This window comes from Pseudokordiimonas caeni (assembly GCF_026719705.1).
GTDB classification, from domain to species: Bacteria; Pseudomonadota; Alphaproteobacteria; order Sphingomonadales; family Kordiimonadaceae; genus Gimibacter; species Gimibacter caeni.
In genome coordinates, this window is record NZ_JAPPRR010000002.1 from 624736 (window position 1) to 637465 (window position 12730).

At 62.1% G+C, this 12730-nt stretch carries 13 protein-coding genes; 6 read left to right on the top strand and 7 right to left on the bottom strand.

Going from position 1 to position 12730, the window contains the following annotated elements; translation table 11 throughout:
- Positions 1–3: 3 nt before the first annotated feature.
- Entirely contained in the window at positions 4–891 is an 888-nt protein-coding gene (locus tag OU694_RS11660; protein WP_308911180.1) for a DMT family transporter, read from the bottom strand.
- A 121-nt stretch (positions 892–1012) separates the two neighbouring features.
- Between OU694_RS11660 and acs the strand changes: the two genes are divergently transcribed.
- Positions 1013–2959, top strand: a complete 1947-nt coding sequence (gene acs / locus OU694_RS11665; RefSeq protein ID WP_308911181.1) for an acetate--CoA ligase — start codon at positions 1013–1015, stop codon at positions 2957–2959.
- A 9-nt stretch (positions 2960–2968) separates the two neighbouring features.
- Here the strand turns inward: acs and OU694_RS11670 are convergent, their stop codons facing one another.
- A complete protein-coding gene (locus tag OU694_RS11670) occupies positions 2969–5290 on the bottom strand; it encodes an ATP-binding protein (protein ID WP_308911182.1) in 2322 nt (773 codons plus the stop codon).
- A gap of 121 nt (positions 5291–5411) precedes the next feature.
- On the opposite strand from OU694_RS11670, the gene OU694_RS11675 reads away from it, so the two are divergent.
- The 5 genes from OU694_RS11675 to OU694_RS11695 all read left to right on the top strand — a co-directional run bounded on the left by OU694_RS11675 (position 5412) and on the right by OU694_RS11695 (position 8972).
- Positions 5412–6092: a glutathione S-transferase family protein gene (locus tag OU694_RS11675; RefSeq protein WP_308911183.1), complete on the top strand. Its 681-nt coding sequence runs from the start codon at positions 5412–5414 to the stop codon at positions 6090–6092.
- 23 nt (positions 6093–6115) lie between these two features.
- Complete coding sequence (locus OU694_RS11680) at positions 6116–6934, top strand: class I SAM-dependent methyltransferase (RefSeq protein ID WP_308911184.1); 819 nt, start codon at positions 6116–6118, stop codon at positions 6932–6934.
- 102 nt (positions 6935–7036) lie between these two features.
- Positions 7037–7573, top strand: a complete 537-nt coding sequence (locus tag OU694_RS11685) for a SixA phosphatase family protein (RefSeq protein ID WP_308911185.1) — start codon at positions 7037–7039, stop codon at positions 7571–7573.
- A 90-nt stretch (positions 7574–7663) separates the two neighbouring features.
- On the top strand, positions 7664–8206 hold the full coding sequence (locus tag OU694_RS11690) for a tetratricopeptide repeat protein (RefSeq protein ID WP_308911186.1): 543 nt from the start codon (positions 7664–7666) through the stop codon (positions 8204–8206).
- 100 nt (positions 8207–8306) lie between these two features.
- Complete coding sequence (locus tag OU694_RS11695; RefSeq protein WP_308911187.1) at positions 8307–8972, top strand: hypothetical protein; 666 nt, start codon at positions 8307–8309, stop codon at positions 8970–8972.
- Between the two features lie 372 nt (positions 8973–9344).
- On the opposite strand, the gene OU694_RS11700 is transcribed toward OU694_RS11695, so the two are convergent.
- From OU694_RS11700 to tsaD, 5 genes are all read right to left on the bottom strand, one after another.
- Positions 9345–9725, bottom strand: a complete 381-nt coding sequence (locus tag OU694_RS11700) for a Rieske (2Fe-2S) protein (protein ID WP_308911188.1) — start codon at positions 9723–9725, stop codon at positions 9345–9347.
- A gap of 10 nt (positions 9726–9735) precedes the next feature.
- Entirely contained in the window at positions 9736–10143 is a 408-nt protein-coding gene (locus OU694_RS11705; protein WP_308911189.1) for an EVE domain-containing protein, read from the bottom strand.
- A gap of 10 nt (positions 10144–10153) precedes the next feature.
- Positions 10154–10453 (bottom strand): YciI family protein, encoded by a 300-nt coding sequence (locus OU694_RS11710; RefSeq protein WP_308911190.1) that lies wholly within the window; start codon positions 10451–10453, stop codon positions 10154–10156.
- 19 nt (positions 10454–10472) lie between these two features.
- Positions 10473–11465 carry an NAD(P)H-dependent glycerol-3-phosphate dehydrogenase gene (locus tag OU694_RS11715; protein ID WP_308911498.1) on the bottom strand — a complete coding sequence of 331 codons (993 nt, stop codon included), beginning with the start codon at positions 11463–11465 and terminating at the stop codon, positions 10473–10475.
- Between the two features lie 88 nt (positions 11466–11553).
- Positions 11554–12681, bottom strand: coding sequence for a tRNA (adenosine(37)-N6)-threonylcarbamoyltransferase complex transferase subunit TsaD (gene tsaD, locus OU694_RS11720; protein ID WP_308911191.1), 1128 nt, complete (start codon positions 12679–12681; stop codon positions 11554–11556).
- Positions 12682–12730 lie beyond the last annotated feature (49 nt).

Genomic DNA, 12730 nt, shown 5'->3' on the forward strand with positions numbered 1-12730 from the left:
GAGCTACCGGGACGTTCTGGCGAGATAGATACCGGCGAAGATGGCCAGCGCCCCGAGACCTTGCAGGCTCCCAAGCGCTTCTCCGAACAGGATGAAGGCAAGTAACGCCGCAACGACAGGCTGGATCAGCAGCGTTGCTGCCCCGACGGCTGCTCGCACATGGGCGAGGCCATAAACGATCAGCCCTTGCCCCAGGACGTGCGTGACGACGGCAAGCCCCACGAGCGGCCACCAGGCGTCAAAACTCGTGGGCCACGTGGCGCCGTCCTCCATCATCGCAAGCGGCAAGAGGAACAGGCAGGTTGTCACACTTGTCCCGATCATGACGGCAAGCGTGGAGATGCGTGACCGGATCCGCGAGGTCGATAGGATATAGCCAGCATAGCCGACAGCGGCAGCGATGCCGAGCATGTCGCCGGTGATATAGGCGGGGTTAAGCTCGGCATTCTGGCCGACAAGCATTCCCATGCCGGCAAGGCAAAGCGCGAGCCCGCCCATGAAACGCCGCCCGAAACGCTCGCCGAAGAACAGGAAGCCGCCAAGCGAGGTGAAAACCACAGCAAGGTTGGCAAGGAGCGTGGCGTTCGCCACCGTCGTCTTCTGCACCGACCAGTGCCAGAAGCCGAGGTCGATGGCGAGCCAGAGGCCGACCAGAAGCAGCGGCCCGAAATAGCGCACGACATCCAACACCGCCTGCCGCACCGCTGCAACACCGCCTGTGGCGAGCCCCCAGAGAAGCGCGACAGGCAATGCGAGCGCCATGCGCCAGAAGGCGGCAGAGGCTGGCGTGACAGTGGAATAGCGCATCCAGATGGGCGCGGTACCAATCGCCACAGCCCCCGCAATCAGCGCCAAAAAAGCTTTGCGGTCGAGATTGTTCGCGCTATCCATAGAGGAGTTCCCCGAGACAAGATAAACACGCCGGTATCACGGCAGCATGAACGTCCGCAAGCCTTGAAAGTCGGGCGGCGTGCGTCCATGATCGGCGCCCGTAGAGGAAGAGGGACCCCCCATGAGTGAAGATATCGTCATCCCGGTGAAGCCAGCCGCACGCGCCATCACCCGTTGCACAGCCGAAGATTATGACGCGCGCTACAAGGCATCGGTCGATGATCCGGAAGCCTTCTGGTTCGAGGAAGGCAAGCGTATCGACTGGATGAAACCCTATAGCCGTGCGAAGCATACAAGCTTCGAAGGGCACGTTTCGATCCGCTGGTACGAGGACGGCACGCTGAATGCGTCGGTCAATTGCATCGACCGCCATCTGCCTGAACGCGCAAACGACACGGCGATCTTGTGGGAGGCCGACACGCCGGGCGAGGCGCGCCGGATCAGCTACCAGAATCTGCATGACGAGGTTTGCCGTTTCGCCAATGTGCTGAAGAAGCATGGTGTGACGAAAGGCGACCGGGTCACCATCTATATGCCGATGATCCCCGAGGCAGCCTTCGCGATGCTCGCCTGTGCGCGGATCGGCGCCGTCCATTCGGTGGTGTTCGGCGGCTTTTCGCCCGATGCGCTGGCCGGGCGGATAGAGGATTGCCGGTCAACCTTCGTGATCACGGCGGATGAAGGCGTGCGCGGTGGCAAGCATGTGCCGCTGAAGTCGAATGTCGACAAGGCGCTCGCGAAGGTTTCCGGTGTCAGGAATGTGCTTGTTGTGAAGCACACGGGTGGCGAGATCGGCTGGTCCGAGGGCCGTGACCTCTGGTACCACATCGAAGCAAAAAAGGTGGAGGCGACCTGCCCGCCTGCCGAGATGAGCGCCGAAGACCCGCTTTTCATCCTTTATACCTCCGGCTCCACCGGCAAACCCAAAGGCGTGCTGCACACCACGGGCGGCTATATGGTCTGGGCATCGATGACCTTCGACTATGTGTTCGATTATCGCCCCGGTGAACTGTTCTGGTGCACCGCCGATGTGGGCTGGGTGACCGGCCATAGCTATATCGTCTATGGGCCGCTCGCGATGGGGGCCACTACCCTGATGTTCGAAGGCATCCCGACGTGGCCCGATGCCGGGCGCTTCTGGGATGTGATCGAGCGCCACAAGGTGAATATCTTCTATACGGCGCCGACAGCGATCCGCGCGCTTGAACGTCTCGGCGACGATTTCGTGAAGAAATACGACCGCTCCAGCGTGCGGCTCCTGGGTTCGGTGGGCGAGCCCATCAATCCCGAAGCCTGGCTCTGGTATTATCGCACGGTGGGTGAGGAGCGCTGCCCGATTGTCGATACATGGTGGCAAACGGAAACCGGCGGCGTGATGATCTCGCCCTTGCCGGGTGCAACCGACCTGAAGCCCGGTTCGGCCTCGAAGCCCTTCTTCGGAGTGCAGCCCGCCCTTGTGGACGGCGAAGGCCAGTTCCTTGAAGGGGCGACGTCGGGCAATCTTGTGATCAAGGACAGCTGGCCGGGGCAGGCCCGCACGGTTTACGGCGATCACGACCGCTTCATCCAGACTTATTTCTCCACCTACAAGGGCCTCTATTTCACCGGCGACGGCTGCCGCCGTGATGCGGATGGTTATTACTGGATCACCGGCCGGGTGGATGACGTGCTGAACGTTTCAGGCCACCGTCTGGGTACGGCGGAAATCGAATCGGCACTGGTGGCGCACACCTGTGTCAGCGAGGCGGCGGTTGTCGGCTTCCCGCACGATATCAAGGGGCAGGGCATCTATGCCTATGTCACCCCGCCGGTCGGCACCGAACCGAGCGAGGACCTGCGCAAGGCGCTTGTCCAGTGGGTGCGGCAGGAGATCGGCCCGGTGGCGACGCCGGACGTGATCCAGTTCGCGCCCGGCCTGCCCAAGACGCGCTCGGGCAAGATCATGCGCCGCATCCTCCGGAAGATTGCCGAGAATGACGTGTCGAATCTTGGCGACACCTCGACGCTTGCTGACCCCGGCGTGGTGGACGACCTGATCGCCAACCGGGTGAAGCCCAACAAGGGCTGAAGGGCTTTATCAGATCATTTCGCGGGCAGCCGGCGGGGCCGGTTTGCCCGTCGATTTGGCCGCACCACCCGTCAGTGCCTTGCTGATGGTGGCCGAGAGAAGCGACAGTTTGATCGGCTTCGAGATATAGCCGTTCATCCCCGCTTCCTTCACCGACTTCTCCATCTCCGCCGAGGCATCGGCGGTGATGGCGATCACCGGCACGCCGGGGGCAAGGCCCTCCTCATGGCGTCGACGGTTGAACTCGAAGCCTGAAAAGTCCGGCAGGTTGATATCGAGAAGGATAAGGTCGACCCGCCGCCCGCGCAGCAGATCAAGCCCTTCGCCTGCCGTGTTTGCAAACACCAGCGAGCAATCCGGGAAGTTGGCGAAGATGCGTTCCATGATCCGCTGGTTGAGGATCATGTCTTCCACATAAAGGACGGTCTTGCCGCGAAGGACGAGCGGATCGAGCCAGACGCCGGCAGGCGCAGCGGTTCGTACCGGAGCAGCAGTCTCACGCGCGAGCGGCAATGTGAACCAGAAGGTGCTGCCGACGCCCGGTACGCTCGTCACCCCGATCCGGCCCTTCATCTGTTCGATCACCTTTTTCGAGAAGGCGAGGCCGATACCCGAGCCCTCGATCCCCGTCTGTTCGGCGCCGAGACGGTTGAAGGGTTCCCAAAGTTCGTCCAGCCGCTGCGGGTCGATACCGCGGCCGGTGTCGCGAATCTCGACATAGAGCCAGTCGTCCTCGACGCGGGCGAGCACGAAAATCTGTCCGCCGATGCGATTGTACTTCACGGCGTTCGACAGGATGTTGGTCATCACCTGCCGGGCACGGGTCGGGTCGGTCCAGACGGGTGGCAGCGCCTTCATGTCGGTTTCGACAACGATATTGATATCGGCGCGCCGCGCAAAATCGCCGACCATCGCCAGGCTGTCCTCGACAAGCGTGACAACAGGCACCTGCTGCGGCGAGATCGACAGTTCCCCCACATCAAGCTTGGCATATTCAAGCACTTCATTGAGGAGCGACAGGAGATGCTCGCCGCTCTTGATGATGTAATCGACCTGCTCCGACAGTTCCCGGTCGTTCCGGATCTGTCGGGCTTCGCGCACCAGCTGGCCGAAGCCGAGCACGGCATTGAGCGGGGTGCGAAGCTCATGGCTCATGGAGGAAAGGAACACCGATTTCGCGTGGTTTGCGGCCTCCGCCCGGTCGCGCGCGATCTTCAGGTGATGTTCCTGCTCGGCCGCGCGGTTCGAGGCGCGCGTGTTGAAATACATGAGGCCCAGAAGAAAGGCGAGGCTGGCGGCCGCGAGTGAGCGAATCATCGTGACGGCGAAATCAAGCCCCTCGAAAGCGCTCGCCGCATCCACCTCGGTTGCCAGTCCCATACCCAGACCGTGGTTCCAGGTCCAGGCGCCGATCACTTGATCGCCATTTATGTCAGTATAGGGCGTAAGGCTGTAGGCGCTGACACCGCCGAGCGCGCTTTCAGCCATGCGGGTCAGCTTCGGCTTTTCACCTGCGACGCCGCTTTCGGGCACGGTCATGCGCTGCCAGCTGATCCGCCCGCCCGAGGACGTGCCCGGATGGATGCCAAGTGAATTGATCGCGGGATCATTGAGGATCGTTCCACTGGCATCAAAGGCGTAATTGTGAAGGGCCGGCCCCTGCGCGCCGGCGGTGAAAAGCGGCAGGAAATCTTGTGCCGGATCGATCCGGGCCAGCAGGATCGCCACCACGCTCAGGTCATCGTCGAAGATGGGGGCGATGCCGAGGATATAATCGACATTCTGCTTAACGCGCCCGTCCAGATCCACCATTTCGCCGTCATGATGCAGAGGGTGGGTCACCGTGGTAGAGCCCGTGAGCGCCCGGGCAACAAGGCCGGGAAGGCGGTCCATCACCGGGCTCGTGACACCCAAGAGCCCCCGGTCGAGCGACGCAATGCCCGTACCATCCGGGGCCAGCACCTGAAAGCCACTATAGCCATAGATCGACAGCCAGGGCGAAAGCTGCACGCGCAGCGCGCGCTGCTCCGGCGCTTCGGCCAGCTGCATGGCGAGATCGGCCCCCTCTCCCGCGTCAGCCCTGATCTGGAGAAGGCTGCGCACCGGCTGCCGGATGGCAGCGAGGGTAGAGATATTGACGAGATTGCGTTCCTGCTCGCTATACCAGCGCTCCACCCCGTCTTCCGTCTGGGCGAGGGTCGCTTCGATGGTGGCAAGCGTGCGTTCGTGCATCTTGGCGCGCAGCACGGTTTCGGCCACGAGCACAGCCAGAATCATCAGCAGGCTGACAAGAATATAGGCGATCGTGCCATGCCGGTTATTTGTCGTCACACTTCCATCCATACTGTGAAATTGCCCGTCTGTTCACGATGATATGATGCCAATTTGTTTAACAAAAGGCAGTCCGAAGACCTATCGTGTCAAGCCGAACGCGAGGATACAAGGAACCCACATGATCACGCTTTACACCGCCGCCACCCCGAACGGCCACAAGGTGTCCATCGCCCTCGAAGAGATGGGCGTCGACTACGAGTTGCGGCATCTCGATTTTAGCGCGAAGGAACAGAAGAGTCCCGAATTCCTTAAAATCAATCCGAATGGCAGAATCCCCGCCATTGTGGACCATGAAGCCGGGGATCTGACGATCTTCGAATCCGGCGCCATCCTCCTCTATCTCGCCGACAAATATGGCAAGCTGATCGCGCCCGATGGCCCGGCACGCTGGGCGGCGATCCAGTGGCTGATGTTTCAGATGGGCGGGGTTGGCCCCATGCAGGGGCAGGCGAATGTCTTTTTCCGCTATCTGCCGGAGAAAATCCCGGTCGCCATCGACCGCTACCAGAATGAAACGCGGCGCTTGTATGAAGTGCTGAACACGCGCCTTGGGGAAGCCGTCTATCTGGCGGGGGCGGATTATTCCATCGCCGATATCGCGACCTTCCCGTGGGTGAAGGTGCACGACTGGGCCGGGGTTTCGGTGGACGGGCTGGATCACCTGCAGCGCTGGATGGCGGCAATCGATGCCCGCCCGGCCGTGCAGCGCGGCTTCGAGCGCCCACCGCGCGCCGACCTCAGCGCCCGCGAGGATCAGGACAAGTTTGCGAAATCAGCGCAGGCAATTCTGCAGCGCTGACGGATAACACGAAGGGGAGAAACATGAAGAAACTGATGATTGCGGCGGCGTTCCTGCTGTCCGGTGCCGCCTCGGCTGCCGACATGGGGGTCGAATGGGCGGTGAATGAAAATCCGTGGCGCACGGCAGAAGACAAGGTCCGTGACGAAGCCCGCCATCCTGCCGAAACGCTTGCCTTTTTCGGCGTGACGCCGTCCTCGACGGTAGCCGAGGTCAATCCGGGCGGTGGCTGGTACAGCCGTATTCTTGCGCCGCTTGTGAAGGAAAAAGGCCGCTATGTGGGGCTCGAGCATAACCCGGCCGTCTATGCGGACGCGGGCAATTATGCGGCGGGCCTTGCCAAATATCCCGAGAAGTTCGCCGCCGCCAAGGACATGTATGGTGACAAGGCGGTTGCCGGCTTCATTCCGCTGCGCGGTGAGGCCGTGACGGCCCCCGGCAGCGTTGATGTGGTGATGGTGGTGCGTGCCATGCATAACTGGGCGCGGCGCGGTTTCATGGAAGAAGCGTTGAAAGATGTGCACAGCCTTCTGAAGCCCGGTGGTGTGCTGGCGGTTGTCCAGCATCGTGCGGCGGAAGATGCAGCCGGCGACTGGCAGGAAACCACCAAGCAGGGCCGCTGGAAGCAGAGCGAGCTGGTGAAGCTGATCGAATCCCATGGCTTCAAACTTGAAGCGGCAAGCGAGATCAACGCCAACCCGCGCGACAAGAACGAGTTTCCGTCCGGTGTGTGGGCACTGCCGCCCAACTATAACGGCGCCGACACCGATGAGGAAAAGGCCGCCCGCGATGCCATCGGCGAATCCGACCGGATGACGCTGAAGTTCGTGAAGGTCAGCTGAAGCAGATATCCTTCCGATTTGCAGGGCGGCGATTGCCGCCCTGTTGTTTTTTGGGGCATGATGCGGGACGCGGCGGACGGGGCCGCAAAAACGAGGGACGGGATGGGAAACCTTTTTCTTCTGAGACATGCCAAATCCGACTGGGGTGACGCGAGCCTTTCTGACTTCGACAGGCCGCTCAACGCACGCGGGCTGGCGGCGGCTGACATGATGGGCCGCTATCTGAAGGACGAAGGGATCGAACCCGATCTGGTGCTTGTCTCGTCTGCGGTTCGTACACGGGAAACGATTGCGCGAGTGATGGCGGCGGCTGGAGCTGCCTGGCGTATCCAGTATGACGACGCGCTCTATCTTGCTGATCCCATCACCATCCTCGCGGCCATTCATGCGGTGCCGGATAGTGTCGGCACCCTGATGCTTGTCGGTCACAATCCGGGGCTTGAGGAAACGGCACGGCGCCTGGCAGGCCGCGCGCCGCATGAATTGCTGTACCGCCTGCGCGAGAAATATCCGACAGCCACCCTTGCGGGCTTTGAAACGACAGTGCCCTGGCACCGGCTTGCGCCCGGCCATTCGCTGCTCACCCGCCTCGTTCGCCCGGCCGACCTCAGCCCGGCCACCGGTCACGGGGCACTATAACCATCGATCAGCCAGCCTCGTCTTCCCTAACGCCCCGCCATAAAATCTGGTACAATGCCAAATGGTGGGGGATGGAAGTGGAGGGTTGATATGAGCATCATCGGATCACCAATCGGTCGCGCGCGGCTTTCACGCCTTTCGGGCGCGCTTGTGGCGTCCCTGCTGTGGGCCGGTCTCCCGGCACCGGCATCGGCCCATGTCGTTGACGTGGTGCTGGCGCCATCGTCGCTGCTGACCAAGGGCAACGAGGCCATCACGCTTGGTAACAGCGAGAGTGCACGCAACTATTATAGCACGGCGCTTCGTTCGAACCTGACAGACAGGCAGCGCTCGCTCGCTCACAATGGCATGTGCGTCTCCTTCATCATGGAAGAACGCTGGAGCGAAGCCATGGCGGAATGCAACCGGGCCATCCGGCTGCGCCCCAACAACTGGCGCTTCTATAACAATCGCGGCAACATCTTCCTCGAACAGGGCGACTTCGCCAAGGCAAGGGAGGAGTATGAGCGCGGGCTTGATATCGCCCCGCAGGCTGAGATCATCATTCGGAACATGTCGATTGTGGAACTGCGCGAGAATGCCAAGGGTGGCAATGCTGATGTACGCCTGACCCCTGCCCAGCGCTATTTGTGACGGTTCGCAGCACTTTCCTCACGGCTCGTCGCGCCCGGACTTTACCCCTTGCCGCGCAAGGTGTTATGAGAAGCAGATCGATCAGGGCGGAGCCGTGCGGTTGAAAAGGGTTTCTCGGATTGCCGGAATGGTGATGGCGCTGGCGCTTGCCGCTTGCGATGTTCCTGCACGCCCTGTTGCCGGGCCGAATGCCGAGGTGGGCACCCGCGCCCTTATCAGCCGCCACGGGCAGGAACTGGTGTCCGTCATCACCCGCGTCCAGGACAAGCTCGTCACCACCGAATTCCAGTGGCGCGGAGAGTTGATGGCATCGCGGAATCTCTACCGGGGCCTTTATCCCGTCAGCGGCACCGAATATGGCTATCAGTTCGAGCTGGATTTCGATGACACGCTCCTCGAGCGTCTCTTTCCCCTCAAGGTCGGCAACGAAACCTCTTTCGGTGGCAACCTCAAGCTCATCGACAAGGGTAATGCCATCGATGTGTGGGTACATATGGTGGTGACGGCGGAACGCACGGTCGACCTGCCGACGGGCTCCTATCCTGTTTTTGTGGTGGAAGTCACCAGCCGCTACGGGGACGGCAGCGACGCCAAGACCAAGCTGAACACGCTCTATTTCTCGCCCGAGCTTTCGATGGTGCTCAAATCAGTCATGCGCGAGGACGGCCGCCAGACTTACTGGCGGGTCGTTTCCATCGACAAGCGCGGCGGCAGCGTGCAACCGACCCCCGCCCAGCAGCGCAACTCAGGCACGGTGATGATTTAAGACACGGCGCCTAATCCCAGCAGGACAGGTGAGGTATAGCGGACGCACCCTACATTGTTGATCTGATGCTTGTGATCGCGATGCTTTTTGCTGTTCTGCGCTTTCGATACATCGCCTATTTTGCAACGATCCAGAAAAACCCTCGGGATGCGATGTTCCGCCGCAGGCTCGCCGATCTGGACAGGTATTTCTAAAGCTTTTCAGCCTATTTTTGGCTCATTGCTTCCGTTGCGGCATTCTTGTTTTTCGAAGCTTTCAGGCTCGGGATTCTGAATAGCGGGCATGTGCTGATAGCAGCTGTCTTTGCGATTCTATCGGCCAGCGGAATCATGGCCTATCGCTTTCCGCTGCTGCGAAACCCCTATTGATTGGCTAAACCGTATAAACCCCGCCGTCCCGTATCTCGTGGGCGACAGGGCGCAGGGACTGGCCTTTGCAGGGGCCGAGCGTGCAAAAGCCGTCCGTCACGCGGAAGCGGGCACCGTGGGTGCGGCAGATAAGGTGCGTGCCCGAAAGGTCCATGAAACGATCATCGAAAAGATTGAGCGGCGTGCCGGCGTGCGGACAGCGATTCTCGAAAACGCCGATCACATCCCCCACCTTCTGCACGAACACGCGGACGAGAAACTGGTCTTTCCTGAAGCTGATATCCTTGCCGCCATGGGTTGGCAGGTCGGCGATGACGGCAAGCAGTGTGCCCGGCGGCGGGCCGCCCGGCAGATCGTCCAGATAAAGCGCGGGGAGCGGGCTCAAGGGAACAGCCTCAAAGCCCGCCAAGTTTCAGGAAGAGCGCGGCAGCAGCGTCATCGATGGGCATCACCGAAAGACGCGACTGTTTGACGAGGGCCAGATGCTGGAACCGGGCATCAGCCTTGATGGCGGCAAGCGTCAGCGGTGTTTTGAACCGTGTACCGGCTTCCATATCAACGAGCACGAAACGGCCTTTGTCGTCTTCTGGATCGGGATACGGCCCCTTGGCGACGCGGGCGGTGCCCACAACGGCCTTTTCCTTGCCGGTATGATAGAAGAAGACATCGTCGCCTTCCTTCATCGCCGCCATATGTTTCTGGGCCTGGAAGTTGCGCACGCCCGTCCACGGGCTCGGGCCCGCCTTCGCCTGATCGTCGAAGGACCATTCCTCGGGTTCGGTTTTCGCCAGCCACCAGCTCATGGCCTTGTCCTCAGGCTTCCGGGACCCAGGCACCGAGGGCCGCCCGCCACGGGCGAATCTCGACGCGCTCGAAAAGGCCGGCCGACGCATAGGGGTCGTTCTCGGCGAACAGCTTCACCGCCCCTTCGCTCGCCGCATCGATGACGATGAGGCTGCCAACCGGGTGTTGTTCGTCGCCGGGGCTGAGGAGCGGCCCGGCCATCTTAACCCGCGTACCCGCATCCTTCAGGTAACGCACATGGGCGGGGCGCGTCTCGGCGCGCAGGCTGGCGGAATTTGGCTTGTCGTAGCACAGAACCATGAACAGCATGGCATGTCTCCTTGGCTGGCTATTCGCGGGTGAAGGGGCGGGCAAGCAAGGCTTTGGTCACCTCGGCGACCGGCGCCCCTTCCTTCAGGATTTTGTAAACGGCTTCGGTGATCGGCATCTCGATCCCCTCGCGTTTGGCGATCACATGCAGGATTTCCACCGTATGCGCGCCTTCGGCGACAGTGCGGCGCTCCGCCATGATCTCGGCCATGGTGCGGCCCTCGCCGATCTCGTAGCCGAGGCTCATGTTGCGGCTGGATTGGCTCACACATGTCAGCACAAGGTCACCGAGGCCCGAAAGGCCCATCAGGGTTTCTGTTTCGGCACCGAAATGGGCTCCAAATCGCGCCATTTCTGCAAGGCCACGGGTGAGGAGCGCGGCGCGGGCGTTCTCGCCCATCTTGAGCCCGGCGACGATGCCGGTGGCAATCGCCATCACATTCTTCACGGCCCCGCCGATCTGCGCGCCGATCACATCGTCCGAAAGATACAGCCGGAAGATCGGCAGCCCCATCGCGGCGACAAGTGCTTTGCCGATGGCTTCATTGCTGGTGGCAAGCGTGAGCGCCGAAGGCAGGCCGCGGGCAAGTTCCGCCGCGAAGGTCGGGCCCGAGAGTACGGCAACCGGGCGGCCCGGCATCGTCTCATTGAGAACGTCCGAAAGGAACATGCCGGTTTTCACCTCGATCCCCTTGGCGCAGATGATGACCGGCACGCCGGGCTTCAGGTGCGGCTGCAGCTTTTCGGAAAGCGCCCGCAGATGCTGCGCGGGGCAAACCATCAGCACGGCATCGCGGTCGGCAAGGGCGGCGAAATCGCCCGTGGCCTTGAGCGCGGGGTCGAGCGGTACGCCGGCCAGAAACATCTTGTTTTCGTGGGTCGTATTGATGGCGTCCACGACCGCGGGCTCAAAAGCCCAGATCAGCGTATTGAGCCCGGCGCGCACACTGGTGGCGGCAAGTGCGGTACCCCATGCGCCGCCACCGAGGACGCCCATCTTGCGGATTGTCATGTCCCCCACTCTATTCTCCCCCTGAACTGTTGCGGTGCGGGTTGCTTCAATGCCGAGATTGCCGCGAAGCGGCCGTCGCGGCAAGGACTTATGCCTTCGCCCCTTTGCGGCCGGCACCCACCAAGGGCTCGGCCCCGGCGTCCAGCGGCCAGCGCGGGCGCGGGCTGATGTCGCGGTCGTCGATATGGGGTTCGGCACGGAAACGCTCCAGCCCCGCCCAGGCGATCATGGCACCATTGTCGGTGCACAGCGCCATCGGCGGCGCGTGGAAGACCATACCGGTTTCTTCTGCCACAGCCATCAGCCGCGCCCGCAGTGCCTTGTTGGCGGCAACACCGCCCGCGACCACCAGCGGGAAGGCCCCTTCGCCGTGCGCGGTGCGGAAGTCGGCGATGGCATGTCGCAGCCGGTCCACGAGGCAATCGCCTATGGCTTTCTGGAAGCCGGCGCAGATATCGGCGCGGTCCTGTTTGTTCAGGATGCCGTGTTCGGCAACGCAGGCCTCCGCCGCGCGGCGGACGGCGGTCTTGAGGCCCGAGAAGGAGAAATCAGCGCCCGGCTTGCCTAGAAGCGGGCGGGGCAGGTCGAAGCGGTCGGCGTCGCCCTCAAGGGCGGCGGCTTCCACCGCCGGGCCACCGGGATAGCCAAGGCCCAGAAGCTTCGCCGTTTTGTCGAAGGCCTCGCCTGCCGCGTCGTCGATGGTGGTGCCAAGGCGGCGATACTGGCCGATGCCGGTCACATCCAGAATCTGGCAGTGCCCGCCGGACATCAGCACCAGAAGGAACGGAAATTCGACCTCGCCGGTCAGCCGCACGGTCAGCGCGTGGCCTTCAAGGTGATTGACCGAAATGAAAGGCTTGCCCGCCGCCATCGCGATGGCCTTGGCGGTCATCACGCCGACCATCAGTCCGCCCACAAGGCCGGGGCCGGTGGTGGCGGCGACCGCGTCGATATCATCGAACGAGAGCCCGGCATCTTCCATCAGGCCGGCGATCAGCCGGTCCAGATGGCTGATATGGTGGCGGGCCGCGATCTCCGGCACCACGCCGCCATACTCGGCATGATCGTCGATCTGGCTCAGTACCCGGTGGGCCACCAGCCGCTTCGCGGGGTCTGCATCCGCCGACACGATAGCCGCCGCCGTCTCGTCACAGCTCGTTTCGATGCCAAGGACAAGCGGGCGGGTAAAGGCGATCTTCTGGCGGGGCTCGGTCATTTTCCTCTTTGCGCTTTGGACTTGGGCGCCAATGATACTATATAAGCGC

What these genes read in the sequence shown, in the direction of transcription:
- OU694_RS11680 (WP_308911184.1), top strand. Translation starts at nt 6,116, where the DNA reads ATGAAGAAACTGATGATTGCGGCGGCGTTCCTGCTGTCCGGTGCCGCC.
- acs (WP_308911181.1), top strand. Translation starts at nt 1,013, where the DNA reads ATGAGTGAAGATATCGTCATCCCGGTGAAGCCAGCCGCACGCGCCATC.
- OU694_RS11660 (WP_308911180.1), bottom strand. Translation starts at nt 891, where the DNA reads ATGGATAGCGCGAACAATCTCGACCGCAAAGCTTTTTTGGCGCTGATT.
- OU694_RS11715 (WP_308911498.1), bottom strand. Translation starts at nt 11,465, where the DNA reads ATGACAATCCGCAAGATGGGCGTCCTCGGTGGCGGCGCATGGGGTACC.
- OU694_RS11685 (WP_308911185.1), top strand. Translation starts at nt 7,037, where the DNA reads ATGGGAAACCTTTTTCTTCTGAGACATGCCAAATCCGACTGGGGTGAC.
- OU694_RS11690 (WP_308911186.1), top strand. Translation starts at nt 7,664, where the DNA reads ATGAGCATCATCGGATCACCAATCGGTCGCGCGCGGCTTTCACGCCTT.
- tsaD (WP_308911191.1), bottom strand. Translation starts at nt 12,681, where the DNA reads ATGACCGAGCCCCGCCAGAAGATCGCCTTTACCCGCCCGCTTGTCCTT.
- OU694_RS11710 (WP_308911190.1), bottom strand. Translation starts at nt 10,453, where the DNA reads ATGCTGTTCATGGTTCTGTGCTACGACAAGCCAAATTCCGCCAGCCTG.
- OU694_RS11675 (WP_308911183.1), top strand. Translation starts at nt 5,412, where the DNA reads ATGATCACGCTTTACACCGCCGCCACCCCGAACGGCCACAAGGTGTCC.
- OU694_RS11705 (WP_308911189.1), bottom strand. Translation starts at nt 10,143, where the DNA reads ATGAGCTGGTGGCTGGCGAAAACCGAACCCGAGGAATGGTCCTTCGAC.